Source organism: Pseudomonas sp. GV085, from assembly GCF_003050925.1.
Taxonomy (GTDB): domain Bacteria; phylum Pseudomonadota; class Gammaproteobacteria; order Pseudomonadales; family Pseudomonadaceae; genus Aquipseudomonas.
In genome coordinates this window covers 19,772-44,127 of record NZ_QAOV01000022.1, presented here as the reverse complement: position 1 = coordinate 44,127, position 24,356 = coordinate 19,772, and the positions used below count along the sequence as shown (strand labels likewise).

At 57.5% G+C, this 24,356-nt stretch carries 22 protein-coding genes and 4 pseudogenes; 18 read left to right on the top strand and 8 right to left on the bottom strand.

Annotated elements, in window-relative coordinates; all coding sequences use genetic code 11:
• Positions 1–84 precede the first annotated feature (84 nt).
• The 8 genes and pseudogenes from C8K63_RS29025 to C8K63_RS28990 all read left to right on the top strand — a co-directional run bounded on the left by C8K63_RS29025 (position 85) and on the right by C8K63_RS28990 (position 6,751).
• Positions 85–675, top strand: a complete 591-nt coding sequence (locus C8K63_RS29025; protein WP_108219823.1) for an NAD(P)H-dependent oxidoreductase — start codon at positions 85–87, stop codon at positions 673–675.
• A gap of 133 nt (positions 676–808) precedes the next feature.
• Positions 809–1,720 (top strand): LysR family transcriptional regulator, encoded by a 912-nt coding sequence (locus tag C8K63_RS29020; protein WP_108219822.1) that lies wholly within the window; start codon positions 809–811, stop codon positions 1,718–1,720.
• A gap of 103 nt (positions 1,721–1,823) precedes the next feature.
• Positions 1,824–2,717, top strand: a complete 894-nt coding sequence (locus C8K63_RS29015; RefSeq protein WP_108219821.1) for an NAD-dependent epimerase/dehydratase family protein — start codon at positions 1,824–1,826, stop codon at positions 2,715–2,717.
• A gap of 202 nt (positions 2,718–2,919) precedes the next feature.
• Positions 2,920–4,365, top strand: coding sequence for a SulP family inorganic anion transporter (locus C8K63_RS29010; protein ID WP_108219820.1), 1,446 nt, complete (start codon positions 2,920–2,922; stop codon positions 4,363–4,365).
• 17 nt (positions 4,366–4,382) lie between these two features.
• A pseudogene (locus C8K63_RS29005) lies at positions 4,383–4,460 on the top strand (MurR/RpiR family transcriptional regulator); the annotation flags it as partial.
• Between the two features lies 1 nt (position 4,461).
• Complete coding sequence (locus C8K63_RS29000) at positions 4,462–5,919, top strand: D-aminoacylase (protein WP_108219819.1); 1,458 nt, start codon at positions 4,462–4,464, stop codon at positions 5,917–5,919.
• 168 nt (positions 5,920–6,087) lie between these two features.
• Positions 6,088–6,453: a type II toxin-antitoxin system RelE/ParE family toxin gene (locus C8K63_RS28995; RefSeq protein ID WP_108219818.1), complete on the top strand. Its 366-nt coding sequence runs from the start codon at positions 6,088–6,090 to the stop codon at positions 6,451–6,453.
• Positions 6,446–6,751, top strand: a complete 306-nt coding sequence (locus tag C8K63_RS28990; RefSeq protein WP_108219817.1) for an XRE family transcriptional regulator — start codon at positions 6,446–6,448, stop codon at positions 6,749–6,751. The genes C8K63_RS28995 and C8K63_RS28990 overlap by 8 nt, the downstream gene beginning before the upstream one ends.
• A gap of 73 nt (positions 6,752–6,824) precedes the next feature.
• On the opposite strand, the gene C8K63_RS31320 is transcribed toward C8K63_RS28990, so the two are convergent.
• Both C8K63_RS31320 and C8K63_RS31315 read right to left on the bottom strand, forming a co-directional pair.
• Entirely contained in the window at positions 6,825–7,688 is an 864-nt protein-coding gene (locus tag C8K63_RS31320) for a methyl-accepting chemotaxis protein (protein WP_371319131.1), read from the bottom strand.
• Positions 7,683–8,609 (bottom strand): annotated as a pseudogene (locus C8K63_RS31315) (methyl-accepting chemotaxis protein); the annotation flags it as partial. The gene C8K63_RS31320 and the pseudogene C8K63_RS31315, both read right to left, overlap by 6 nt.
• A 394-nt stretch (positions 8,610–9,003) precedes the next feature.
• Between C8K63_RS31315 and C8K63_RS28980 the strand changes: the two are divergent.
• From C8K63_RS28980 to C8K63_RS28965, 4 genes are all read left to right on the top strand, one after another.
• Complete coding sequence (locus C8K63_RS28980; protein ID WP_108219815.1) at positions 9,004–9,675, top strand: histidine phosphatase family protein; 672 nt, start codon at positions 9,004–9,006, stop codon at positions 9,673–9,675.
• A gap of 34 nt (positions 9,676–9,709) precedes the next feature.
• Positions 9,710–10,543: a phosphatase PAP2 family protein gene (locus C8K63_RS28975; protein WP_108219814.1), complete on the top strand. Its 834-nt coding sequence runs from the start codon at positions 9,710–9,712 to the stop codon at positions 10,541–10,543.
• A 51-nt stretch (positions 10,544–10,594) separates the two neighbouring features.
• A complete protein-coding gene (locus C8K63_RS28970; RefSeq protein WP_178086801.1) occupies positions 10,595–10,915 on the top strand; it encodes a hypothetical protein in 321 nt (106 codons plus the stop codon).
• A 314-nt stretch (positions 10,916–11,229) separates the two neighbouring features.
• Entirely contained in the window at positions 11,230–12,138 is a 909-nt protein-coding gene (locus tag C8K63_RS28965) for a YeeE/YedE thiosulfate transporter family protein (RefSeq protein ID WP_108219812.1), read from the top strand.
• An 89-nt stretch (positions 12,139–12,227) separates the two neighbouring features.
• On the opposite strand, the gene C8K63_RS28960 is transcribed toward C8K63_RS28965, so the two are convergent.
• The 3 genes from C8K63_RS28960 to C8K63_RS28950 all read right to left on the bottom strand — a co-directional run bounded on the left by C8K63_RS28960 (position 12,228) and on the right by C8K63_RS28950 (position 13,930).
• Positions 12,228–12,578, bottom strand: coding sequence for a DUF6124 family protein (locus C8K63_RS28960; RefSeq protein ID WP_108219811.1), 351 nt, complete (start codon positions 12,576–12,578; stop codon positions 12,228–12,230).
• A 409-nt stretch (positions 12,579–12,987) separates the two neighbouring features.
• Positions 12,988–13,155, bottom strand: a complete 168-nt coding sequence (locus C8K63_RS30560) for a hypothetical protein (protein ID WP_177413328.1) — start codon at positions 13,153–13,155, stop codon at positions 12,988–12,990.
• Between the two features lie 313 nt (positions 13,156–13,468).
• The gene (locus C8K63_RS28950) at positions 13,469–13,930 is read right to left on the bottom strand and encodes a cysteine hydrolase family protein (RefSeq protein ID WP_108219810.1); all 462 of its coding nucleotides are present in this window, start codon (positions 13,928–13,930) and stop codon (positions 13,469–13,471) included.
• 203 nt (positions 13,931–14,133) lie between these two features.
• Between C8K63_RS28950 and C8K63_RS28945 the strand changes: the two genes are divergently transcribed.
• Complete coding sequence (locus C8K63_RS28945; protein ID WP_108219809.1) at positions 14,134–14,397, top strand: hypothetical protein; 264 nt, start codon at positions 14,134–14,136, stop codon at positions 14,395–14,397.
• A 456-nt stretch (positions 14,398–14,853) separates the two neighbouring features.
• Here C8K63_RS28945 and glyA read toward each other — a convergent pair whose 3' ends face one another.
• Complete coding sequence (glyA, locus tag C8K63_RS28940) at positions 14,854–16,092, bottom strand: serine hydroxymethyltransferase (protein WP_108219808.1); 1,239 nt, start codon at positions 16,090–16,092, stop codon at positions 14,854–14,856.
• A gap of 103 nt (positions 16,093–16,195) precedes the next feature.
• Positions 16,196–17,401: a benzoate/H(+) symporter BenE family transporter gene (locus C8K63_RS28935; protein ID WP_108219807.1), complete on the bottom strand. Its 1,206-nt coding sequence runs from the start codon at positions 17,399–17,401 to the stop codon at positions 16,196–16,198.
• Positions 17,402–17,749: 348 nt separating this feature from the next.
• Here C8K63_RS28935 and C8K63_RS28930 point away from each other — a divergent pair, with 348 nt between their 5' ends.
• The 5 genes and pseudogenes from C8K63_RS28930 (at position 17,750) to C8K63_RS28905 (ending at position 23,158) form a co-directional block, all read left to right on the top strand.
• Positions 17,750–19,138 carry a PLP-dependent aminotransferase family protein gene (locus tag C8K63_RS28930; RefSeq protein ID WP_108219806.1) on the top strand — a complete coding sequence of 463 codons (1,389 nt, stop codon included), beginning with the start codon at positions 17,750–17,752 and terminating at the stop codon, positions 19,136–19,138.
• A gap of 349 nt (positions 19,139–19,487) precedes the next feature.
• Positions 19,488–20,017, top strand: a pseudogene (locus C8K63_RS28925) (class I SAM-dependent methyltransferase); the annotation flags it as partial.
• Positions 20,018–20,243: 226 nt separating this feature from the next.
• Positions 20,244–20,528: pseudogene (locus tag C8K63_RS28915) on the top strand (reverse transcriptase domain-containing protein); the annotation flags it as partial.
• Between the two features lie 404 nt (positions 20,529–20,932).
• Positions 20,933–21,763 carry a helix-turn-helix domain-containing protein gene (locus C8K63_RS28910; RefSeq protein ID WP_108219804.1) on the top strand — a complete coding sequence of 277 codons (831 nt, stop codon included), beginning with the start codon at positions 20,933–20,935 and terminating at the stop codon, positions 21,761–21,763.
• A 438-nt stretch (positions 21,764–22,201) separates the two neighbouring features.
• On the top strand, positions 22,202–23,158 hold the full coding sequence (locus C8K63_RS28905) for a DMT family transporter (protein ID WP_108219803.1): 957 nt from the start codon (positions 22,202–22,204) through the stop codon (positions 23,156–23,158).
• Here the strand turns inward: C8K63_RS28905 and pcaF are convergent.
• On the bottom strand, positions 23,142–24,347 hold the full coding sequence (gene pcaF, locus C8K63_RS28900) for a 3-oxoadipyl-CoA thiolase (protein WP_108219802.1): 1,206 nt from the start codon (positions 24,345–24,347) through the stop codon (positions 23,142–23,144). The genes C8K63_RS28905 and pcaF overlap by 17 nt on opposite strands.
• Positions 24,348–24,356 lie beyond the last annotated feature (9 nt).

The window sequence follows — 24,356 nt, the reverse complement described above, 5'->3', positions numbered from 1 at the left end:
ATTTTGCTCGATCGAGGCTTATTCCGCGCGAGGCTGATCGGTACTCTGCCGCCATCCGATTCCCGACCCTTCCCGAGTTCTCTCATGAAAAAAGTCCTGTTGCTCAATGGCGGCAAAAAATTTGCGCACTCCGACGGCCGCTACAACACCACCCTGCATGAAGTCGCGTTGAGCGTGCTGGATCGCGGCGGCGTGGATGTCAAAACCACCTTCATCGACGAGGGTTATGACGTCGCCGAAGAAGTGGCCAAGTTCCTCTGGGCCGATGTGATCATTTACCAGATGCCCGGCTGGTGGATGGGCGCGCCGTGGACCGTGAAGAAGTACATCGACGAGGTCTTTACCGAAGGCCATGGCAGCCTCTATGCCAGCGACGGTCGCACTCGCTCCGACGCCTCGCAGAAATACGGCAGCGGCGGCCTGATTCACGGTAAGCAATACATGCTGTCGCTGACCTGGAACGCCCCGCAGCAAGCCTTCGACGACCCGACCGACTTCTTCGAGGCCAAAGGCGTGGACGCGGTGTACTTCCCGTTCCACAAGGCCAACGAGTTCCTGGGCATGACCGGCTTGCCGACGTTCTTGTGCGTGGACGTGATGAAACGCCCGAACATCGAAGGCGACGTGGCGCGCTATGAGCAGCATTTGGCTGAGGTGTTTGGCCTCAAGGCTTAGCGCTCGGCTACTATCGGTCGTACCGGCAAAAAAGATCGCAGCCTTCGGCAGCTCCTACGGGTGTACGCAATACTTTGTAGGAGCTGCCGAAGGCTGCGATCTTTTCCCATACCGATTAGCGAAGAGGACACACGTGAAAGCCAGATCCGATGAATTGCAGGTTTTCGTCTGTGTGATTGAATGCGGGTCGATTTCTGCGGCGGCCGAGCAGGTCGGGCAAACGCCTTCGGCGGTCAGTCGCACGCTGTCGCGGCTGGAGGCCAAGCTCGACACCACGTTGATCAATCGCACCACGCGGCGCATGGACCTGACCGAGGAGGGCAAGTATTTCTTCGAACACGCCAAGCGAATTCTCGATCAGATGGACGAGCTCGAAGAGCGCCTGTCCTCACGCCAGCAAACGCCGTCCGGGCGTTTGCGGATCAACGCGGCATCGCCTTTCATGCTGCACGCCATCGTGCCCTACATCGATGAATTCCGCAGGCTTTACCCCGACATCCAGCTCGAACTCAACAGCAATGACTTGATCATCGACCTGCTGGAACAGAGCACCGACATCGCCATCCGCATCGGCACCCTGACCGACTCGACCCTGCATGCCCGCTCCCTGGGTTGCAGTCCGCTGCACATCGTCGCCAGCCCGGCCTATCTGGAAAAGCACGGCACACCGCAAGCCGTGGCCGACCTCTCCGAACATTCGCTGCTGGGATTTACCCAGAACGAAGGCCTCAACCAATGGCCGCTGCGTTACGTGCATGGCGATCGCTGGCCGATCCAGGCGTCGATCAGCGCCTCCAGCGGCGAAACCATCCGCCATCTCGCACTGGACGGCCAGGGCATCGCCAGCCTGTCGCATTTCATGACCATCGACGACATTCGTGCCGGACGCTTGAAAGTGTTGTTGGCCGAATTCAACAGCGGTTATCGCCAGCCGATCAACGCGGTGTACTACCGCAACTCGCAGCTGGCCCTGCGGATTCAATGCTTCCTGGACTTTATCCAGGGCAAATTGGCGGATTATGCGAGCGCAGATTTCAAGGGCTGACTCGTGACTCCTGCGCAAAAGTGAATTGGGTCAGAGGGCATTTTTCGACAGTGATCGCTCCTTGATACTCCTTGCATCACTTATCCACGCAGGGAGTTTCTCCATGAACGTATTCGTTACCGGTGCCGCCGGTTTTATCGGCGGTTCCATCGCCACGGGCCTGGTCCAGGCCGGCCACAACGTCACCGGTCTGGTGCGCAGCGCCGAACAAGCGGACGAGCTGCGCACACTGGGCATCACTGCGGTGATCGGCACCCTCGATGACTCCGCTCTGTTGGCCGATCAGGCGCTGGCTGCCGACGCGGTGATCAACGCCGCCAGCAGCGATCATCGCGGCGCGGTGCAAGCCTTGCTCGATGCCTTGCGCGGATCTGGCAAAGTGTTCCTGCACACCAGCGGTTCGAGCATCGTCGGGGATGCCTCGGGCGGTAAATCCAGTGATGTCATCTACGTCGAAGACAACCTTCCGGAGCCGACCGTCGACAAGGCTGCACGCGTGGCCATCGATAATCTGATCCTGGCGGCGGCCATGGACGGGGTGAACTCGGCGGTGATCTGCAACACGCTGATCTACGGCCACAGCCTGGGCGTCCATCGTGACAGCGTGCAGTTGCCGCGCTTGCTCAAACAGGCGCGCAACAGCGGCGTGGTGCGCCATGTCGGCCCGGGCCGGAACATCTGGTCCAATGTGCACATCGAGGACGTGGTTGCGCTGTACCTGCTGGCGCTGACTGAAAACGTACCCGGCACCTTCTACTTTGTTGAAAGCGGTGAAGCATCATTCATCGACATGACCACCGCCATGGCCCAGGCGCTGAACCTGGGCGAGCCGCAGGACTGGCCGCTCAAGGACGCGGAAGCCGAGTGGGGCTATGAAATGGCCAACTATGGCCTGGGCTCCAACAGCCGGGTGCGCGGCAAGCATGCGCGGGAGTTGCTGGGCTGGGTGCCGAAGCGCACGTCGGTAGTGGAGTGGATTCGCGACGAGATGGTGTGAGTTCGCTATAGACCGCGTTATCGTTCATCGCGAGCAGGCTCACTCCTACATTTGATTGCATTCCTTCTGATGGAACGCGGTTAAATGTAGGAGTGAGCCTGCTCGCGATGGCGTTTGCGCAGGCACAACAACTGGTCGGTCTGACTGCATTTCCGTAACATCCGCACACTCATTTCTCGTCTCTCCCTGTGTGCGATCCCTCATGAAAGCAAAACGTCTACGCGCCGATGCCCTGGCCGGACTTACCACGTCCTTCGCCCTGTTGCCCGAATGCATCGCCTTCGCGCTGGTGGCTCATCTCAATCCGCTGATGGGGCTTTATGGCGCGTTCATCATCTGCACCCTGACCGCGCTGTTCGGCGGGCGACCCGGCATGGTGTCCGGCGCGGCCGGCTCGATGGCGGTAGTGATCGTCGCGCTGGTGGTGCAGCACGGCGTGCAGTATCTGCTGGCCACGGTGTTGCTGGGCGGGCTGATCATGATGGCGTTCGGGCTGCTCAAGCTCGGCAAACTGGTGCGCATGGTGCCGTACCCGGTGATGCTCGGCTTCGTCAACGGCCTGGCGATCGTCATTGCCCTGGCACAACTGGAGCACTTCAAGAGCGGGGAGGCCTGGTTGAGCGGTACGCCGCTGTACATGATGCTTGGGCTGGTCGCGGTAACCATGGCCGTTGTCTATGTGATGCCGCGTCTGACCCGTACCGTGCCGCCGGCGCTGGTGGCGATTCTCGGTGTGGGCCTGGCGGTGTATCTGCTTGGCCTGCCGACCCGCACCCTGGGCGACATGGCGCACATTGCCGGTGGCTTGCCGACGCTGGCGCTGCCGGACATTGCGTGGAACCTGGACACCCTGGGCATCATCGCGCCCTACGCGATCCTGATGGCGCTGGTCGGGTTGCTGGAAACCCTGCTGACCCTGAACCTCACCGACGAAATCACCGAGAGCCGTGGTTACCCGGATCGCGAGTGCGTGGCGCTGGGGGCGGCGAATCTGGTGTCTGGTGCGTTCGGCGGCATGGGCGGGTGCGCGATGATCGGCCAGACCGTGATCAACCTCAGTTCCGGCGGACGCGGGCGCTTGTCCGGGTTGGTGGCCGGGGTGTCGATCCTGCTGTTCATTCTGTTTCTGTCGCCGCTGATCGAACGCATTCCATTGGCCGCGCTGGTCGGGGTGATGTTCGTGGTGTCGCAACAGACCTTCGCCTGGGCCTCGTTGCGGGTGCTGAACAAAGTGCCGCTCAATGACGTGCTGGTGATCATCGCGGTGACGGTGATTACCGTTTTCACCGATCTGGCCATTGCGGTGCTCTGCGGCATCATCATTGCGGCGCTGAACTTTGCCTGGCAGCAGGCCCGTCAGCTGTATGCCGACAGCCATCTGGAGAACGACGGCAGTAAGCTGTACCGGGTGCATGGCACGCTGTTCTTCGCCTCGACCACGCCTTTTCTCAATCAGTTCGATACGGCCAATGACCCGGTGCAAGTGACGCTGGATTGCCAGCACCTGAGTTTTGTCGACTACTCGGCCATCGCCGCACTGGACACCTTGCGCGAGCGCTACGCCAAGGCCGGCAAGCATCTGCGGGTGCTGCATTTGTCCGAGCGTTGCAAGAAATTGCTCAAGCGCGCCAGGATGCAACACGACTGAGCGTAATGCGCCTGGTGCAAGAACGTCGACGGCGGATCAAACTCGCCCTCGACGAATACCGCGACGGCGACGATCACTTACCGCCGGGAGACTGACATGCTGTACGACACGCTGATTCGCAAGGCCCTGATCATCGATGGCAGCAACAGCCCCGGTTACCCCGCCGACGTGGCCATTCTCAACGGGCGCATCGAGCGTATCGGCGACTTGCGCGATGCCCGTGCCAGCGAGGAAATCGACGCGCAGGGCCATGTGCTGGCGCCGGGTTTCATCGACGTGCACACCCATGACGACACCGTTGTGATTCGTCAGCCGCAGATGCTGCCCAAGCTCAGCCAGGGCGTGACCACGGTGATCGTCGGCAACTGCGGGATCAGTGCTTCGCCGGTGAGTTTGCGTGGCGATCCGCCGGACCCGATGAACCTGCTCGGCACCGCTGCTGCGTTCGTTTATCCGACCTTCCATGACTACCGCGCGGCGGTCGAAGCGGCGAACACCACGCTGAACGTCGCCGCGCTGGTCGGCCATACGGCGCTGCGCAGCAATCATCTGGACGACCTGTTCCGCACCGCCACGGCAGACGAAATCAGCGCGATGCGCGAGCAACTGCGCGAAAGCCTTGAGGCCGGCGCGCTGGGCCTGTCCACCGGTCTTGCCTATGCCAGCGCCTTTTCGGCATCCACCGATGAAGTGATGCAACTGACCGAAGAGTTGACCGCGTTCGGGGCGGTCTACACCACCCATTTGCGCAGCGAATTCGAACCGGTGCTGGAGGCCATGGACGAGGCGTTCAAGATCGGCCGCCATGCGCAAAGCCCGGTGATCATTTCCCACCTCAAATGCGCCGGCGCCGGAAACTGGGGGCGTAGTCCGCAATTGCTGGTGTCCCTCGAAGAAGCGGCGAAAACCCACCCGGTGGGTTGCGACTGCTATCCATATGCGGCGAGCTCCTCGACCCTGGACCTCAAGCAGGTGACCGATGCCCACCGCATTACCATCACCTGGTCGACCCCGCACCCGGAAATGGGCGGCCGCGACCTGATGGACATCGCCGCCGAATGGAATGTGCCGTTGCTGGATGCCGCTCGCCAACTGCAGCCGGCCGGTGCGGTGTACTACGGGATGGATGAGGCGGATGTGCGCAGAATCCTCGCGCATCCGCTGTCGATGGTCGGCTCCGACGGCTTGCCGGAAGACCCGTTTCCGCACCCACGCTTGTGGGGCGCATTCCCCCGGGTGCTCGGGCATTTCAGTCGCGACGTCGGATTGTTCCCGTTGCACACCGCCGTGCACAAAATGACCGGGCTGTCGGCGGCGCGCTTCGGTTTGAAGGAACGCGGCCAAATCCGCGAAGGTCATTGGGCGGACTTGGTGTTGTTCGATCCGGCGACCATCTGCGATGTCGCCGATTTCAACGATCCGCAGCAGGCAGCACAAGGTATCGAGGGCGTATGGGTCAACGGTGCGTTGAGCTACCGCGATGGTCAGGCCAACGGGCGCAGGGAAGGGCGGTTCCTGGCACGGGAAGGGGATTTGCGTACGGGGTTCCAGTGAGTTTCGAGGACTGCGCCAGCACTCGCGCGCCCACTAGAACTCGACGACATCCAGGTTCCACCAGCAATCATCATTAACAATTGTGTGGAGGCTCAAGGCTAGTCGAAGCGTCGCTGAAACTCATACAGTTATTCCCTTGAGGTTATATTCCGCAGGTGGCATATTTGTATGAAATGGGACGTTGAATACACGGATGAATTTGGCGATTGGTGGGGCAATCTGAATGAAAAGGAGCAGGCTTGCGTATCGGCGAGTGTCGACTTGTTGGAACTCATCGGCCCGGGTCTCGGATTTCCCCATAGCAGCGATATCAAGGGCTCGCGACATGGCAATCTGCGAGAGCTGCGGATACAGCATGGTGGTCGCCCTTATCGCGTGCTGTATGCATTTGATCCGCGTCGATTTGCGTTATTGCTGATCGGTGGCGATAAGACCGGTCAGGATCGCTGGTATGAAGTTCATGTCCCCATGGCCGAAAAGTTGTATGACGAACATTTGGAAACACTGCGTAAAGAGGGCCGCAACGATGGCTAAAAAATTCGCTGAGCTTCAAGCACGCATGTCGCCTGAGTCACGTGCCGATGCCGAGCAGTTGCTCCAACAACACTTGAAAGAAATGCCTCTGCATGAGCTTCGAAAAGCCCAGGAACTGAGCCAGGAAACATTGGCCAAGGCCCTGCACATCAACCAGGCGGCAATCTCGAAAATGGAACGGCGCACAGACATGTACATCAGCACTTTGCGCAACTACATCCGCGCGATGGGTGGCGAGTTGGAAATCATCGCCACCTTTCCTGAAGGCCAGGTAAAAATCGAAAACTTCGCCAAATAGGCAGCTCGACTGCCTGGAATGAGAGAAGCCCTTTATTCAAAGGGCTTCCTGGCAACTCGCTGACGTGTTTGGCCTAGACCCTGAAGTGACTCACCATCATCTGCAACTGATTCCCCAGCCGCGCCAGTTCAACACTCGACGCAGCCGTTTCATCACTCGCAGCAGCAGTCTGTTCGGACACGTCGCGCACATTGATGATGCTGCGACTGATCTCTTCAGCCACGGCGCTTTGCTGTTCGGCAGCGGCGGCGATCTGCTGGTTCATCGACTGGATGTTGGACACCGTGCGGGTGATGTTCTCTAGCGACTCGCCAGCCTTGCGGGTCAGGGCCACGCTGCTGTCGGTGAGGACGCGGCTGTTGTTCATCACCGCCGACACCTGTTGCGTGCCGTTCTGCAAGCCGGCCACCAGGCCTTCGATTTCCTCGGTGGATTTCTGTGTGCGCTGGGCCAGGCCACGGACCTCGTCGGCCACCACCGCAAAACCACGACCGGCTTCACCGGCACGGGCCGCTTCGATGGCGGCGTTGAGCGCCAGCAGGTTGGTCTGCTCGGCCACAGCCTTGATCACGTCCATGACGCTGCCGATCTTGTCACTTTCCCGTTGCAGCACGCTCATGGCCTCGGTGGAACGTACCACTTCGCTGGCCAGGCGCTCGATCTGGGCGATGGCTTCGTTGACCACTTTGTCACCTTCACGGGCTTCGCCATCCGCCGCCGCAGCGGCTTGCGAGGCTTCTTCGGCGTTGCGCGCGACTTCCTGCACGGTGGCGGTCATCTCGTGCATGGCGGTGGCGACCTGATCGGTCTCGACTTTCTGACTGTTGACCCCGGCACTGGTCTGTTCGGTCACAGCCGACAGCTCTTCGGCGGCGCTGGCGATCTGGGTCACGCCGTCGCGGATGCCGCTGATCAAGTCGCGCAGCGTCACGCCCATGCGCGCAATGCCTTGCTGCAACACGCCGAGTTCATCGCGACGGCTGACCACCACGTTCTGGGACAGGTCACCGCTGGCGATGCGATCGACCACCGCCAGGGTTTCGCGCAGTGGGCGGGTAATCTGGCGAGTGATGACCACGGCGGCAATGATGCCCACCAGCAACGCCAGCAATGTGCTGATCAGTTGCAGGGTGCGCGCCTGGGCGCTTTCGGCGTCCCGGCGGTCGAGCTGGATCTGATACAGCTGATCGCTTTGGGCCACGATGGCGGCACCCTGGTCGGTCATTTCCTTGCGCGCTTGCACCGCGTCATTGCTGGCGGCCTTGTAGGCCTGCAAGGCACCGCGATAGTTGCCAAGCGCCGTTTCCAGCTGACGCAGGGCGTCTTGTTGGGAATCGGCGAAATGCGCATTCAGCGGTTTCAGGCTGGCAATGGCGGCGTCCAGTTGGCCAACGGCTTTTTGCTCTGTCTGGGCATCGGTGCTGGCGGTGTAGCCGCGCACTTCATAGCGGGCCAAGAGGAACGCCTCCTTTGCCGCCGTAATGGCCTGGAACTGTTCAAAGCGCTGGTCGCTCAACGGCATTTGCTGCGCGCGGGTATTGATGTCATTGATCAGCGTGTTGGCGGTTTCGGCGTTGGCACTCATGGCGTCGCGGGCACTGTTGCTGGCGCGATAGGCGCTGCGCATCTTGCCCAGGGACGTCTTGTAGGCGTCGATGACGGCGCCTTGCTCCCGGAGCAGCTTGAGGTTTTCCGGGCTCTTGAACTTCGCCAGCAGGTCTTGCTGCTGAGCCGAGAAGGCGTCGAGGGTGGTCTGCACGCTCTGCGCGGCGGTTTCGTCGCCGTTGGTGAGCATGTATTGCAGGCGAACCACACGCAGCTTGGTCAGGCCTGTGTTGAGCTGGGTGATGTCGCTCATCCAGTTGCTGCGGTCGATCAACCTGCCCAGGCTGGTCCAGCCGGTCAGGGCGAGGACGCAGGTCAGTACCAGGACCAGGCCAAATCCCAGGCCCAGTTTCAGGTTCACGCTGATGTTGCCGAACCAGCTATTCATCAAATTCCTCCAGGAACGTGGTGCTTCTTTTTCGTCGGTCGGCTGGAAGATTGTTTTTTTTGGAGGCCGCCAAGCTGTGTAAGCAGGATGTATCGGCAGCAATTCCGGGAGCTGAAAGGTTTTTGTGCGGCGGATTCTGTAACAAGGTTTTTGCAGCGTTTTAAGCTTTTTTTCACATGTCTTTCACCCGCAGGCAACGCACGTTTCACTAACCTCCCGTGATCTGATGAGGTGATACGTGCCGGCGAGGCGGCTTGATGTGGAATTAAGACTGAGTCTTTTCGGGATAAAACGCTCGATCGATCTGAACCGCTTCGCCCGCTATCGCAACGCGGCGGTGGTGCTGGCCTCGGCGCTGCTGGTCATCCCGCTGACCGTGTTTTTGCTGCGTCCCGCCACCGCGCCGGACCTGGCTCACGGCAATGTGGCCGGAGCACAGGCTTTGATGACGGGGTGGGCCAAGGGCGACATGATCGTGCTGGTGCGCCACGTCGAGCGTTGCGATCACTCCTCGGCGCCTTGCCTGGTCGGCAACGATGGCATTACCGAGCGCTCTCGTAGTGTTGCCGAGAGCCTCGGGGCACAGTTCAAACACCTTGGCCTGGACAAGGCCGATATCTACAACAGCCCGATCCTGCGCACGGCACAGACCGCCAACTTCATGTTCAACAAGGTTGGCACGGGGGAAGACTGGCTGATCATTTGCAAGGGCACCATGCTGCGTGACGCGCTAGCGCATAAAGTGGCCGGGCGTAACCTGGTTCTGGTGACCCACAGCGAGTGCATGGAGCAACTGGAGAAAGACCTCGAGTTACCACCTTCGACCCTGGGTTATGGCGCTTCACTGTTTATTTCCGCCGAAACCCCGCAGACTCCGCGCTTGCTTGGCTTCATCGACGCTTCCGACTGGAGCTCGGTGAGCACTCATTGAGTTTTTCCCTCCTCTTTCTGAATCAGGATTCACAATGTTGACCGCTTCTCGCTACCGCTTTTACTGGGTGAATTTCGGTATTCCGCTGGCCTGCGCGGTCGCGGTGTTTCTGATGTTCGACATGACCAGCATCGACATCGCCTTCAACAATTATTTTTTTGATCCGGTAACGCAGACGTACCCGTTGGACCACGTCCATCTGTTCGAAAAAATCACCCATAAATGGGCGCGGATCATTCCGAACTGGACCGGCGAAATTGCGATTATCGGTGCCTTGCTGTCATTTCTCTGGCCACGCCTGAAGGCCGAAAAGCACTCGAAAATCATCGCTTTCCTGGAAAAAATCAAAGTCGCACCGGTGCTGCGCTTTGCCACCCGGCATCGTCGCGACTTTCTCTACGTGGTGTTCGCGTTCTCCATCAGCACCGGGGTCATTCACTACCTCAAGGGCCACACCAGCGTGTATTGCCCGATCGAGACGACCCAGTACGGCGGCAAAATGGAGCACGTTGAGTGGTATGAAAACTTCGACCTGCTGAAAGTCGCCGGTGAGGGGCGCTGCTGGCCGGGCGGACACGCATCGGGCGGGTTCACCATGCTGGCCTTGTACTTCGTGGCTCGCCGTTATCGCTGGCGCTATTCGAAAGCGATCATGTACGGCTCACTGACCCTCGGTTTCATCTACGGCACAACGCGGGTGCTGCAAGGCTGGCACTACATGTCCCACACCTTCTGGGCCGGGATCTTTGTGTGGCTGGCATGCTTGCTGACGGCGCTGGCGTTTTACGGGCGAGCGAGGCTGGAACAGCCGGTGCTCTCCAAAGTGCAAAAACCGGTAGCGGCGACTCAGACTCAACCAGTGAATTGAGTTGGCGTTGAACTGAAAAACCCGCACCTCGAAAGGGTTGCGGGTTTTTTGTTGCTCGAAGAAACCTTCAATGAGTCTCGGATTGCGAATTCGCAGACAAAAAAAGCGTGGGCACGCTCTCCTGTAGGAGCTGGCTTGCCAGCGATGGTCGTTAACGATAACGCCTGTGAACCGGATAAACGCGGTGCACTTGAGTCCATCATCGCCAGCAAGCTGGCTCTTGTAGGAGCTGGCTTGTCGGGTCGCCGCATCGCAGCGAAGGTCGTTAACGATAACGCGTGTAAATCGGATAAACGCGGCGCACGTGAGTCCATCGCCGGCAAGCCGGCTCCTACAGGTATTGCGTTATCGGTGTTTCCCGGAATTGCGTGAAGAACCAAAAAAAAAGCCCGCGGGAGGGCGGGCAAACCGTAGTTTCTTGAATGAGCGAGTGCAATGTACAGGCAGTAAACGGAACCGTGGAGTGAAGAAAAATTCATCTGGATCAAAGCCCCGTACCAGAGCTTGCGACAGCGCTACGGCAATTGATCCGCGGCAAAGTCCGCTTCTGGCCGGTCACGCAAACGGCCCTTGCGGCAGGCTTGCTGGAACCGCTGTAAATCGCGTTTGTTCTGCTCGGTTAACCCAGCGACTAATCTGTCTGTCAGGTATCGACTTGATGCCACCACGCGGAAACAGGGAGGCCCGTGTTTTCATTGCTGATTTCGCTACTGCTGGCGTTCCTCATCGGCTGGGTCTCTCAGCGCATGGGTATGTGCCTGGTCAATGCCATCGGGCTGCTGCTCAAGCGCCGTCCGACCCTGTTCGTGTCACTGGTCAGCTGTGGTTTGTTCGGTCTGTTGCTCGCACCGCTCTACGCCTTGTCTGGCGTCAGTCAGCCGCTGTTCATCCCTGAAGTCGGCTATCTGTCGCTGGTCGGTGGCGGGTTGTTGTTTGGCCTCGCCTCGGTGCTCAACGACGGATGCAGCGTCGGCACCCTGACCAAACTCTCCAGCGGCAACCTCAACAAGGTCTTCACCATCTTCGGGTGGGTGCTGGGCATCGTACTGTGGCATCACCTGAACATGCTGCCCGAACACCGGGCACTGCAAATGCCGATGATCACCAGCCGTCATTACTGGCTGGTCATTGGCATCGTGCTGCTGATTTTGCTGTTCCTGGTGCGGATTCACGGCGACAGGCACCTGGTGCTGTCGGCCCTGCTGCTGGGGGCGTTGACCAGCGCCCTCTACACCTTCGAACCGCTGTGGACGCCCAGCGTATTTTTCTACGATCTCTCGCAACTGTTCCGGGGGGCGGGCGACACATCATTGACTACCCCGCGTGTGACGGTGTTCGCCATGCTGATGCTGGGCATGCTCTGTTACACGTTGCACCGCCGTACGTTCAGCTATCAGCGGTTTGCAGCGATGACAGCGGCCAGGCATTTGCTCGCGGGCGTGTTGATGGGGACCGGTGCATCGATGATGCTCGGAGGGAATGACTCGCAGATTTTGTTGGTGTTTCCGACGCTGACCTGGGTGGGAGCGGTGCCGTTGGTGTCGATTGTGTTGGGGATATTGGTGGGGATTGGGGTGAGGCGGCTGCGTGCTTGATGATCGCGGCTCTGGAGTCGGACGACCTGAGAGTGTCAGATTTTGTGTGTGCGGGCCGGTAATGGCCTGCCATCAGGCAGGCCTTCATTTCACGCCTCAACTTCGTCGAGTGGCGCGATGTTGTCCAGTGCCCGGTTCACCAGCAATTGCGCCAGCACGGCCAACTGCTGGATCGCCAGGGCGATGTTGCGACGCGAACTCTCAAGCTCGCAGGCAAGGTCAGTGCTCATGACGTTGAGCGAGGCCAGGGTTTCGCAGGCGTGGGTGAGCAGGGAGGGTGTGTCGATGTTGGGGCGCAGGGTGAATACGTGGCTGATGGGGTCGAGGTGATTGGGGTTGCGCAGGCGGGCGCTGATGGCGGGTTCGGTAGTTTTGGAGAGGTTGGACAAGTTGGATGTTTCGGTAGTTGAATCTGGCGGATTAGGGCTGTGCTTTTTCATGATGGAGTTCCTGGTTTGTTTAGAGGAGCCGCCATTCTCCTGCTGTCAAACAAGGTGGGTGGCAGCTGTACGCAGGTTGACAGACCGGAAACCCAGGAAACCGGTGCATCCGAAGATGCCCCACGCACAGCCACCATGGAAACTGCACGCGCGAAAGCATGCCGTTTTATTGGGGCGAGTGGAAGGTTCCTGTTTTCAGCCTGTCAAAGCTGATCACTGATGTGCAGCGACCCCTGAAGGCTATCGTCGAGAAGCTGCGTCCACCAGTTCACGAAAGGCGACGCGTTTTGCGGGAAATGTCCTAGGACGGTGACTACGTGCCAATCGAGTGCGAAGCACGCCATTTAATATTCAAAGAACACAACGAAAAAGCCCGACAATTTGTCGGGCTTCATCTTGGCGCGGTCAGTTAGCTTCGTTTTGCTTCGGCTTCCATCACCACAAGATTTTGCAGCCTCGTAGCTTCAGTCAACACTTCGCTATAGACGCGCTTTTTCTGTTCCGACTTGGCGTTGCGAATAAAGTCAGCGAAGGAGCTTTTGGCACCCTTGGGCAGACCTGGCTTGATCGAAATCATTGATGTGCTCCTGATCCTAACCCGAGCCTGGCCATTAAATCAGCCCGCGTGTATTGCTCAGGGATATGGTAGTCAATTTCATCGACCCCAGCTTTGTAAAGACGTCCCGAATTGTCTATGTGCTTGATCAGCAGAAGCGCATCAAAGGTGAAACAGCTGAGGCGGTGAATTCGATTGAAAAGTCAGCGTACATGGCCGCATATCAAGCTCAAGTCCTTGAGGGGGACACGGCTTGAGGGAAATTTCCTGGAAGTGAGTTTTTGCCTTGCTTAACGTCGGTTGATTGGCTCGATGATGTGGTGCTAATTGCAGCTCAAAGTTGCTTGGAGCTCACCGTGTGCTTGAAATGATGCTCCCAAAGCCTGACCCCCAACCCACCCGTCCGGTCCAGCGAAGACCCCATCGTCAAATCCGTGATCAACGTCGGCTGCAAACCCGCATCAAACAGCGCAAACCCCGCCGCCAGGCAGCAGGTTTCGGTCTGCAGGCCGCACATCAGCACGCGTTCGACATTGAGGCTTCTCAGGTAGTCGATGGTTTCCGGTGTGGGCGCGTAGCCGTGCTTGATAAAAATGCGGTCGGCCGGAATCAGGCTGTCATCGTCCTGCGCGGGGTGCCAGCCGAGCTGTTTTTCGAAGGGGGTTATGGATTCGTCATGGCGCTCGACCGTGGCGACACTGGGCAGAGTGCCGATGAGCGCCTGGATACCGTCGATCAGCCACTGCGGCGGGGCGAAGCCGGGTTGTACGTCGATGATCAGGAGGGCTTGGCGCATGGGCTTTTCCGAGGAGGTGGCAGTTTTAGGGGCGACTGTGCACATAGCGGCATCGCGCGACTGTCCATGTAACCCTATCGTCAGATTTCACCTGCCACAAAGTGCTTTTGTGAGTTGTGAGCGTACGATGTAATTCACGTTTTCGCGGAATTCCTGGGGGGAGTAAACGAAGCGACTGAGCGATATGGCTTTGGAGAAAAATCATGATTCGCAAGCACTACTTGATAGCCCTGGCGACGCTGCTCATCGCCACTGGCGTGCAGTGGGTGACGCTACCCGCCTACGCGACCGAGCAGGGTCAACAACGGCGTGAAGCTCGCGATACCAGGCAGGAAGGTCGCTCCACTGCCCGGCAAACCAAGGATGATTGTAGAAAAGGCAATGACAAGAGCAACGTAGACTGTCGCCAGGACAAGCGCAGCACCAAGCAGGATACCCGTCGCACGGCCCGGGACATCAAGTACTGATCGTTCGTGTGGGGGCTCCTTCAGACTGTTGCAGGGCTTGCGATACAGCCAGAAACAACGATGCCCGCACAGGGCGGGCTTTGTTGGTGTCTCAAGTGGTGGGCTGGGGTAATTTGAATTCGTACAATAAATTATTGATTTTAAACAACATTATCGGTTGTAACTTTATTGTGGAATACCGTTTCTCGAAGGATCACCCAAGCAGTAGTGTGTAGATTGGTTTGGTTGCGGGAACTGTCCCGCAGGTGTGACCTGCCTGAATGAGCAAGGGACGGCCTATCTGGATTTCCATCATTCCATGAACGTACTGGTTGCTCGGATTCGTCAGATGATCAGCAGCAAGAGGTACAAGCGCAAGGCGGATGACCGTCGTTACGAAGCCAGTCGCTAGCAAGCCACGCTCAGTCAGTACGTCAGCCAGGTGCTTGATCGTTATCCGGTATGTTCCTCCAGCAATCAACTCAGCAGATACACCGGAAAACATTCACACAAGTGCATCACCCGACGCCGGGTGTTATCCAGCAGCGCCGCGTTATTCGGTTGTTCCATCAGGTCGGCGATCAGGTTCGCCACTTCAGCGCATTCCGCTTCGCCAAAGCCGCGGGTCGTCAGTGCTGGCGTGCCAATGCGGATGCCGCTGGTGATCGCCGGTTTTTGCGGGTCGTCGGGAATCGCGTTTTTGTTTAGCGTGATGTGGGCGCTTTCCAGCAGTGCCTCGGCGTCTTTGCCGGTGATGTTCATCGAGCGCAGATCGAGCAGGAACATGTGGCAGTCGGTGCCGCCCGACACCACCCGCAGGCCGCGCCGGGTGAGGACGTTCGCCATGGTCCAGGCATTGTTGATCACCCGTTGCTGATAGTGCTTGAACTCATCCCCGAGGGCTTCGTTGAACGCCACGGCTTTGGCCGCGATGACGTGCATCAGCGGCCCACCCTGGTAAACCGGGAAAATCGTCTTGTCGAGCAGCGCTGCGTACTCGCGCTTGGCCAGGATCAAGCCGCCCCGTGGGCCGCGCAAGGTTTTGTGGGTGGTGGAGGTGACGAAGTCGGCAATGCCGACCGGCGAGGGGTAGAGGCCGGCCGCAATCAGCCCGGCGTAGTGCGCCATATCGACCATCAGGTAAGCCCCGATCTCATCGCAGATGTTGCGAAAACGCTGGAAGTCGATGGTTCTGGAGTACGCCGAGGCGCCGGCAATGATCATTTTCGGCCGGTGTTCCCGGGCCAGGGCTTCCATCTCGGCATAGTCGAGGGTTTCGCTGTATGGCTCCAGGCCGTAGGAGAACGCGGTGTAGAGCTTGCCGGAGAAGTTCACCGAGGCGCCATGGGTCAGGTGTCCGCCATGGGCCAGAGACATGCCCAGGATGGTATCGCCGGGGTTGAGCACCGCGAGAAACACCGCCTGGTTGGCTTGGGAGCCGGAGTGCGGCTGGACGTTGGCATAGTCGGACCCAAAGAGTTTGCAGGCGCGTTCGATCGCGAGGGTTTCAATTTCGTCGACCACCTTGCAACCGCCGTAATACCGCTTGCCCGGGTAACCTTCGGCGTACTTGTTGGTCAGCACCGAACCCTGGGCTTCCAGCACTTCTTCGCTGACGTAGTTTTCCGAAGCGATCAGCTCCAGATGGGTTTCCTGACGGTTGCGTTCACGGCTGATCAGGCGGGCGATGACAGGGTCGAAATTGTGCAGGCTCATGGAATCATTCCTTGGATAAGTGCTTCGGCCACGGAGGCTGGCGCGAGATGCGGTGATGCGTGTAACAGTCCGCCGCCGATCACAATGAAGTCGTATCGAGCCGTCATGATCGGTTGCCCTCGGCGATGGCGGTGGCTTTGCGTTCCCGGGTATAGGTCAGTACGAAATGCGCTACAAGCCCGAAGATTAGCCCCCAGAATGCAGCGGCCTGCCCGAGGAAACTCATGCCCGATGCTGTGACCAGGAAGGTGGTCAGCGCCGCTTCACGTTGTTTCTCGTCAGCCATGGCGCCGGTCAGCCCGGCGCTGATCGCCCCGAACAGGGCCAGGCCGGCGAGGGAGGCAATCAACTCTTTGGGCAAGGCGGAAAACACCGAGGCCAGGGTCGCGCCGAAGGTACCCATCAGGATGTAGAACACCCCGCAGGCGATCCCGGCGATATAGCGCTTGTCGCGATCTTCATGGGCTTCGCGACCGGTGCAGATGGCGGCGGTAATGGCCGCGAGGTTGAAACCGTGGGAGCCGAAGGGCGCCATCAGGATCGAACCGATTGCCGTGACCGAAATGATCGAGCGCGCCGGGGTGTTGTAGCCCGAGGTACGCAACACTGCCATGCCCGGCACGTATTGCCCGGTCAGGGTCACCAGGGCCAGCGGCAGGCCGATATTGATGATCGCGTGCCAGCTCCACTCCGGGGCGATGAAGATCGGGTGGGCGACGTCGATGGTGATCGATCCGCTGTTGAGTTCACCGAATGAGGCGGCCACGGCGCAACCGACAATCAATACCGACAGAATCGCGTAGCGCGGTGAAAAGCGCTTGAAGATCAGGTACGCCGCGATCATCGACAGCACCAGGCCCGGCTGCAGCTTGATCGAGGTGAAGAGTTCGGCGCCGAAACGAAACAGGATGCCGGCGAGCATGGCAGCGGCGATGGCTTTGGGCAGACGACTCATCAACTTGTCGAACGCGCCGGACAAACCGACCACCGCGATAATCACCGACGCCACTACATACGCGCCGATGGCCTGGGGCAGGGAGACCGTGGGCAGCATCGACACCAGCAGCGCCGCGCCCGGCGTGGACCAGGCCGTAATCACCGGAACCCGCAAGCGCCAGCTCAGCAACAGGCCGGTAATGCCGCTGCCGATGGAAATGGCCCAGATCCAGGAAGACACCTCGTCGTTGGGCAGGTGCGTTTCCCGGGCCGCCTGAAACACGATGATCAGCGGGCCGGCATAGGAAATGATCACCGCGATGAAGCCTGCGATGACCGCTGACAGGGATAGATCCTTTCTGAGTGTGTCCATGATGTCTCGACTGGGCGCGGCAGGCACGCGGTGATTCGGATTGAGATTGAGTCGATTGCTTCGATTCGAGATGAGTGTATTTGAATGAATTGAGTTGATTCAATAGGTCGAGAGATTGTTGCGAAATGTTTTTTTGCTATTACTGCTTATTTCTCGACGGATTTTGATATAACTATTTGATTTTGATATAAATAATATTGTTTAAAAATATTGTTCAGTAAAAATGCTTACCGATTCAATCACCGCTTCAATCGAATCAATTTATCGATTGAGTTGATTTATTAGTTGCCTAACCTCCATGTGATATGCTCGGATATTCATCATTTCTACGATGGGTAGTGATCATTCATGTGGGTTCCTCAGCTAAGCGAGTTCAGCCAGCCGATGTATTTGTCGATTGCCGACGCGTTGGCGCGCGATATCAGCAACGGCGTGTTGAACGAAGGTGATCGCCTGCCGACCCTGCGGGAGCTGGCAACCACGCTGAATGTCACACCGGGCACTATCAGCAGGGCCTATAGCGAAGCCCATCGGCGGCGTCTGGTGCAGGGAGAGGTAGGGCGGGGCACTTATGTGCTCAACCAGAAACAGCTTGAACTGCCGGCCAGCAACAGTGCCGCCCCGCTGAATCTGGGGCAGTCCGAATTATTGGATCTTTCGATCATCAAGCCTTACAGCGAAACCCTGGAATACTGGTTGCGCGGGGCGCTGGTAGGTATAGCCAAGAGCACCGATTTCGCTCGCGCCCTGGATTACGCGCCGGACGGCGGCCATCCGGCGCACCGCGAGGCAGGGGCGCAGTGGTTGCGTCATTCGTTGCCCGATGCCCAATGGCAGCAGGTGGTGATCACCGCGGGTGCGCAGCATGGCTTGATGGTGGCGATGAGTGCGCTGACCAACGCTGGCGACCTGGTGCTGTGTGAAGAGCTTTGCTACCCCGGCATCATTTCCCTGGCCCACGGTCTTGAGCGACGCCTGCGGGGCGTAGCCATGGACGATGAAGGGATCATTCCCGAGGCGCTGCGCGAGCTGTGCCTGCGGGAGAAACCGGCAATGCTGGTTTGCGTGGCAACCTGCCAGAATCCGACGGCCGCGATCATGTCGCAAAAACGCCGGGCGCAAATCGCCGCATTGGCCGAGGAGTTTGACTTCATCATTCTGGATGACGACATCTATGGCTTTCTCGCCACCGACCCGTCGATCAAACCGCTGTCGGCCTTCGCCCCGGATCGCTCGGTGTACCTGACCAGTCTGTCGAAAGCGGTCATGCCGGCGTTGCGAATCGGCTATCTCTACAGTCCGCCAAAACTATTGTCGCGCCTGACCTCGATGGTGCGCAGCAGTGTCTGGATGCCGTCGCCGTTGACGGCGCAACTGGCCAGCAATGTGATCACTGAGGGACTGGATAAAAAGCTGATCCGCATTCAGCGCAACGAAGCCGCCGGGCGGCAGGCGATTGCCCGGGAAATCTTTGCCAATTTCGAGCTCAAGACACAACCGTATTCCTACCACATCTGGCTGAGCCTGCCCGAGCCCTGGACCAGCGACGAATTCACCATGCTGGCCCGTGCCAATGGCGTGCTGGTGCTCAGTGGCACACAGTTCCAGGCCGAACGCTCCGGGATTACCCGCTGCGTGCGGCTGGTATTGATGTCGCCCACCAGCCAGGACGAATTGCGCTTCGCCCTGACCAAACTGACCAGCCTGATCGATTCTGACCCGCGACGTTACTACTGAGTCGCTGCAGGCTGCGATCTTTCTCGCTCCCAGTTTAGCTCCCGGTTTGGAAGCTACGTATGACTTGTCTTTCACGGCGGTTGTGTTGCTCTCGGTACGCTCGGACAACTGACCAAACAGCGAAGTTCTTTTGGTAGTAGGACCCTACTTGAAGCGACTGGATCGTGACTGACCGGAATCGACCGAGGCTGTGTGAAAACGTTTTAGAGCAGGTTTTGACAGTCAGAACCGGAACGAAAATCGCACTCCTACGTAAATTTTAGGTCTGTGCTGACCTAAGCAAATGCCGACAGATTTTACGTAGCAACGCAGACGTTCAAAACGGCGCATGCGTTTTCACACAGCCTGGGCCCAAGAGATTATCGCGATGGCAACGTTGGAGCCGAGTTGGCGCTTCACTGCCGTAGATCCATCTGAGCCGATGCTGGGGGCAGCGACGCAGCAGTTGAAGGCAAATAAGTTGCTTGGAAGAACGGACATGCATCTTGGGCAAGTCGACTACCTGCCAGCAGACGAGTCATACGATGCGGGCACCTTGATCGGCGTACTTCATCATCTCGATGGAGATGACGCCAAGCGACAACTTCTACGATTCATTCGGGCTCATCTCAAGCCGGGTGCGCCACTGATTGTGGCGGGAATTCAATATGCTTAGCCAGCCAACCGTTATTGCTTGATGTCTGGGGGCAGCGGTGGCGACAGCATGGAGCCAGCCCGGATGAAGTGAAGGCCAAGCTGGGGAAAATCTTCCAAGGCGCTGACCCTCCACATTCCGAGGCGGCGGTTCAAAAACTGTTACACGACGCCGGATTCGGAGACGCTACTCGTTTCTTCAGCAGTCTTTTCTGGGGTGCCTGGTTGACGCGCAAAACTGTCTAAAAATGGAACCCGATGGACAGCTTTTGGCAGATTCTACTGAAAAAATAGCTCCCCTAGCTGGCCTGCGGCAAAATCAACTCATCGGCCAGCAGGAATGCACGGAACATGATGGGCCAGTTATCGAGTGGGCAGGAGCGGCTACTTGGTTGCTCAGTGCGCTTGCACTGAGCAACCTTAGTTTTGGCTGCACTGTTCGACCTGCTGATCCTCGACGACACAAACTGATCGGCGAGGCTACTCATCGCTTCTGCTTCGGAGAGTCCTTATTCCGAAGAGAAACAGTAAGACGAGCCACCTCGGAATCCTCGCAATGAAATGCCGGGCCATGCAGGCGTTGTATCTGCTGGTCCTGGAACCGATCGCGGAAACCATCGCCGATCCGAACTCTTATGGGTTCAGGCCGGAGCGCTCAACTGCTGATGCCGCAGTACATTGCTTTGGTATGCCGTCACGAAAAGCAAACGCATCTTGGGTTTTAGAGGGCGACATCCAAGGCTGTTTCAACAACATGGACAGCTGTACGGTAAAACGTAATCATATGTGAGTGATATTGCATTTCCCTGTGCGACGCTCTTGAACATTGGCGGATTGCGATGGTGCTGTGGCCATGTCGGGCAAGGCCTATGGCTCACACTCAGGTAAACGATTTACCGAGAGGCAGGACGATGGAACGTAGCTTTTTTTGCCATCACTCCGCGTGGCCAAACCGCCTCGTGCACAATGCTCAGGATCATCCCGTGCAATGCAAGGGTTCTCTATCTCGCCATTCAAGCTCGCATTCATACTCCCCGCTGCTTTTGGGCGAGGTATCAGGCACGTCCCGAGATAGGTTTTTCCAGCGATTGACATGTCCCTTTAAAAAGATCAATTCACGCTAGTACGGGCAGACCTGTGCGCTCGACTGCTGGCTGACGAATGGATTTTTTTAATGAGCAACGCGCCACAGATAATTACCGAGCAGACAAAACGATGAGTTTGAGCCACGACCTTGATAAATGGATATATGCAACAAATCCGATTGTTCCAATGCCCAAAGAATATCCAGCCGGTCATGAAATACCTCTTCATCAGCATCCTCGAGCGCAATTGGTCTATGCGGTCGATGGCATGATGGAACTACGCACGTTGCACGAATATTGGCTTTTGCCCCCTTTACGTGGGGTCTGGATCCCGCCTTTTGTCGATCACCAGATGCGAACACGAACCCCGGTATCGCTGCGTACGCTCTATGTTGATCTCGCCAGACTTTCCATGGACTTACCTTCCCGGACGGTAGGGATCAACATTTCTCCTCTTTTACGAGAGCAGTTGATTCGCGCCTCACTGTTTTCCATTGACTACAAAGCCGACAGTTTCGAGTCTCGGTTATTGGAAATCACTCTGGAAGAAATTCTCAACTCATCGGCAAAAGGACTGAATTTACCGACTGGAAAAGACCGGCGTCTTCGCCATATTTGCAATACATTGATCAACAACCCTGGCGACATGCGCTCACTCGCGGACTGGGCACAGATCGTCGGGGCGACCACACGAACATTGACTCGTCTTTTTAAGAATGAGATCGGCACTTCCTTTGTCTACTGGCGACAACAGCTGCGGATTGTGAACGCTATCTTCCGCCTCAATACAGGTGAGCCCATCAGCCAGGTGGCCGAGTGCTTGGGCTACAGCTCGCAGAGTGCCTTCACCGTAATGTTCAAGCGTGTCACAGGAAATCTACCCAGTGAATACCTAAGGAAACCCTGAAACGACTTCCAGATCTGCTGAAAATACACCTATCACCTGAACTGAGCCGTTGAGCCCTGATGAAACAAATGTCCTTCGCCGATGCCAAATACGCCGGTAAACATCAGCAACCCCGCCACGAGTGATTCCTCATCGAGATGATCAGGTCGTGTCCTGGAAAGGAGCGGATTGTCTTGCTGGAGCGCCGTTTATAGAGGATTCAACGCTTGGTCAGCCAGCGGCAATTGGCTCAGCACTTTTTCAAAGTGCTTTTAGTCGAGCCCAGATCTGGAACTGAAAGCGGGGGTGGTCATGTGATGCGCTGTTCTATGGCTACCGATGTGAAACATTAACAGGCCCTAAAGTCTCGTTCTCAATAACATCTGTCGGAAACGCGCGCTCTAGGAGAAGCTGAGTGTCTTAGAGTCTGTCCATCTGGACAAACCCTGTGGAGAAACTATGCAAGTGGCCAACAACCCGAGTCAAAATCAGTATTTTTTGCTGGTTCTGGCCTCTACTTTTTTGCAAGGTTCTTCGTTTGTGAGCACAAAAATCGTGATGAGCGAAATGCCGCCCTTATGGACGGCTTCCGCACGTTTTTTTGTCGCAGCAGTTTCTTTATTACCCTTTGTTTTTCTGATCATGTGGCGGCAGAAGTTAAATCTGAAGTATTTCCCCTGGCTTAGAATCCTTGTTCTAGGTTCTTTCCAGACTGCGGGGGTAATGGCTTTTCTGAATATCGGTCTGACCTCGACTTCGCCTTCTACGGCCGCCATTTTGATGGCGAGCAATCCTTTATTGGTTGTGGTTCTGGCCTGGATGTTTCTTGGAGAACGCTCTTCGCCAGTGGCTCTCGGTGGCTTGTTACTGGCATTCATCGGCGTTGTCATTTGCATTGGCATCAGCTCAACAGGTTCAATGAGTGTGGGGTATGGCGAAGGTTTGGTGATACTGGCCTCAATTTGCTGGGCGTGCTCAACCGTTCTTAACAAGAAATTTAACCTTGCGCTTTCCCCTTGGCTGGTAACGTTTTGGCAGATGTTGCTGGGCTCGATGATATTGGCCCTGATCGCAGCGCTTAGCCCACAACAATTAGCCCTCCCTACCACTGCGTATCACTGGGGCATGTTTTTATGGCTTGCCATCCCGGCATCGACCGGTGCCATGGGGCTCTGGTTCGTCGCACTGAAAATTGGCGGGTCCGTACAAACCAGTGGTTTTCTGTTTCTCTGTCCACTTTTCGCCGCCTTGATTTCTTTTGGTTTAACCGGCCAGGTTCCCACCGGGCATGAAATAGCGGGTGGCGTACTCATTGGAATGGGGCTGTATGTGATGTCCCGCTGGCGTTATACCAGCGGGCAGTCTGTGGAAAATAGCGTCGAACCTGAACCAGAATCGATTAACAGCGCTCGATGATCATCGCAATGCCCTGACCTACGCCAATGCACATGGTGCACAACGCATAGCGGCCGTTGCTCAGATCAAGCTGGTTCATGGCCGTCCCGATCAAGCGCGCACCACTCATGCCCAACGGATGCCCAAGCGCAATTGCACCACCGTTCGGGTTGATCCGTGGGTCGTCACTGTCCAGCTTCAACTCTTTCATCACGGCCAGTGCTTGCGATGCAAACGCCTCGTTGATTTCTAGAACGTCCATTTGTTCGAGCGTCATGCCCGCCAGTTTCAATACTTTATGCACAGCAGGAACCGGGCCGATACCCATGATCCGTGGTTCAACACCAGCGCATGCGCACGCCACAATGCGCGCACGAGGCTTCAATCCATGCTGCATAAGCCCTGTTTTCGAGGCGAGCAACAAGGCTGCGGCTCCGTCGTTCACCCCTGAAGCATTACCTGCTGTAACGCTGCCGTTCACTTTTCGAAACGGTGTAGCGAGACGCTGCAATGTTTCTAACGTTGTTTCTCGTGGGTGCTCGTCGAATTCAATCCGGCGGAGCTCTTTTCGCGGAAGTGAAAGAGTGACCGGTACAATTTCCCTATCGAAAACGCCGGACTTCGCAGCCAAAGCATATTTTTCCTGGCTGCGCAGCGCAAAAAGGTCCTGCTCCTCACGACCAATGCCAAACTGTTCGGCAACATTTTCCGCTGTCTCAGGCATGGAGTCTGTACCGTACAGCGCTTGCAGGCGGGCATTGATAAAACGCCATCCCAAGGTCGTATCGTAGAGTTCTGCCTGCCGTGAAAAAGCGATGTCGGCCTTCGGCATTACCAAGGGCGCTCGTGACATGGACTCCACTCCACCAGCGAGCAAGAGATCCGCCTCACCGCTTTTGAGATAACGTGCCGCCATGCCAAGCGCATCCATACCGGAGGCGCACAAACGATTGATGGTCGTGCCAGGTGTACTAACATCGAACCCTGCAAGCAGCAGGCTCATACGCGCAACATTGCGATTATCTTCGCCCGCTTGGTTGGCACAACCCAGGATGACATCGTCCAGGCATTGCCAATCGACAGTATTGTTACGGGACTTCAGCGCTTGCAGGGGAATGGCAGCCAGATCATCGGCCCGAACCGAAGAAAGGGCACCTGCATACTTACCGATAGGTGTGCGAACGTAATCGCAAATAAAAGCATCCGTCATGATTTCTTT

What these genes read in the sequence shown, in the direction of transcription:
- C8K63_RS29025 (WP_108219823.1), top strand. Translation starts at nt 85, where the DNA reads ATGAAAAAAGTCCTGTTGCTCAATGGCGGCAAAAAATTTGCGCACTCC.
- C8K63_RS29015 (WP_108219821.1), top strand. Translation starts at nt 1,824, where the DNA reads ATGAACGTATTCGTTACCGGTGCCGCCGGTTTTATCGGCGGTTCCATC.
- C8K63_RS29010 (WP_108219820.1), top strand. Translation starts at nt 2,920, where the DNA reads ATGAAAGCAAAACGTCTACGCGCCGATGCCCTGGCCGGACTTACCACG.
- C8K63_RS29000 (WP_108219819.1), top strand. Translation starts at nt 4,462, where the DNA reads ATGCTGTACGACACGCTGATTCGCAAGGCCCTGATCATCGATGGCAGC.
- C8K63_RS28995 (WP_108219818.1), top strand. Translation starts at nt 6,088, where the DNA reads ATGAAATGGGACGTTGAATACACGGATGAATTTGGCGATTGGTGGGGC.
- C8K63_RS28990 (WP_108219817.1), top strand. Translation starts at nt 6,446, where the DNA reads ATGGCTAAAAAATTCGCTGAGCTTCAAGCACGCATGTCGCCTGAGTCA.
- C8K63_RS31320 (WP_371319131.1), bottom strand. Translation starts at nt 7,688, where the DNA reads ATGGGCGTGACGCTGCGCGACTTGATCAGCGGCATCCGCGACGGCGTG.
- C8K63_RS28975 (WP_108219814.1), top strand. Translation starts at nt 9,710, where the DNA reads ATGTTGACCGCTTCTCGCTACCGCTTTTACTGGGTGAATTTCGGTATT.
- C8K63_RS28960 (WP_108219811.1), bottom strand. Translation starts at nt 12,578, where the DNA reads ATGAAAAAGCACAGCCCTAATCCGCCAGATTCAACTACCGAAACATCC.
- C8K63_RS30560 (WP_177413328.1), bottom strand. Translation starts at nt 13,155, where the DNA reads ATGATTTCGATCAAGCCAGGTCTGCCCAAGGGTGCCAAAAGCTCCTTC.
- C8K63_RS28950 (WP_108219810.1), bottom strand. Translation starts at nt 13,930, where the DNA reads ATGCGCCAAGCCCTCCTGATCATCGACGTACAACCCGGCTTCGCCCCG.
- C8K63_RS28945 (WP_108219809.1), top strand. Translation starts at nt 14,134, where the DNA reads ATGATTCGCAAGCACTACTTGATAGCCCTGGCGACGCTGCTCATCGCC.
- glyA (WP_108219808.1), bottom strand. Translation starts at nt 16,092, where the DNA reads ATGAGCCTGCACAATTTCGACCCTGTCATCGCCCGCCTGATCAGCCGT.
- C8K63_RS28935 (WP_108219807.1), bottom strand. Translation starts at nt 17,401, where the DNA reads ATGGACACACTCAGAAAGGATCTATCCCTGTCAGCGGTCATCGCAGGC.
- C8K63_RS28930 (WP_108219806.1), top strand. Translation starts at nt 17,750, where the DNA reads ATGTGGGTTCCTCAGCTAAGCGAGTTCAGCCAGCCGATGTATTTGTCG.
- C8K63_RS28910 (WP_108219804.1), top strand. Translation starts at nt 20,933, where the DNA reads ATGGATTTTTTTAATGAGCAACGCGCCACAGATAATTACCGAGCAGAC.
- C8K63_RS28905 (WP_108219803.1), top strand. Translation starts at nt 22,202, where the DNA reads ATGCAAGTGGCCAACAACCCGAGTCAAAATCAGTATTTTTTGCTGGTT.
- pcaF (WP_108219802.1), bottom strand. Translation starts at nt 24,347, where the DNA reads ATGACGGATGCTTTTATTTGCGATTACGTTCGCACACCTATCGGTAAG.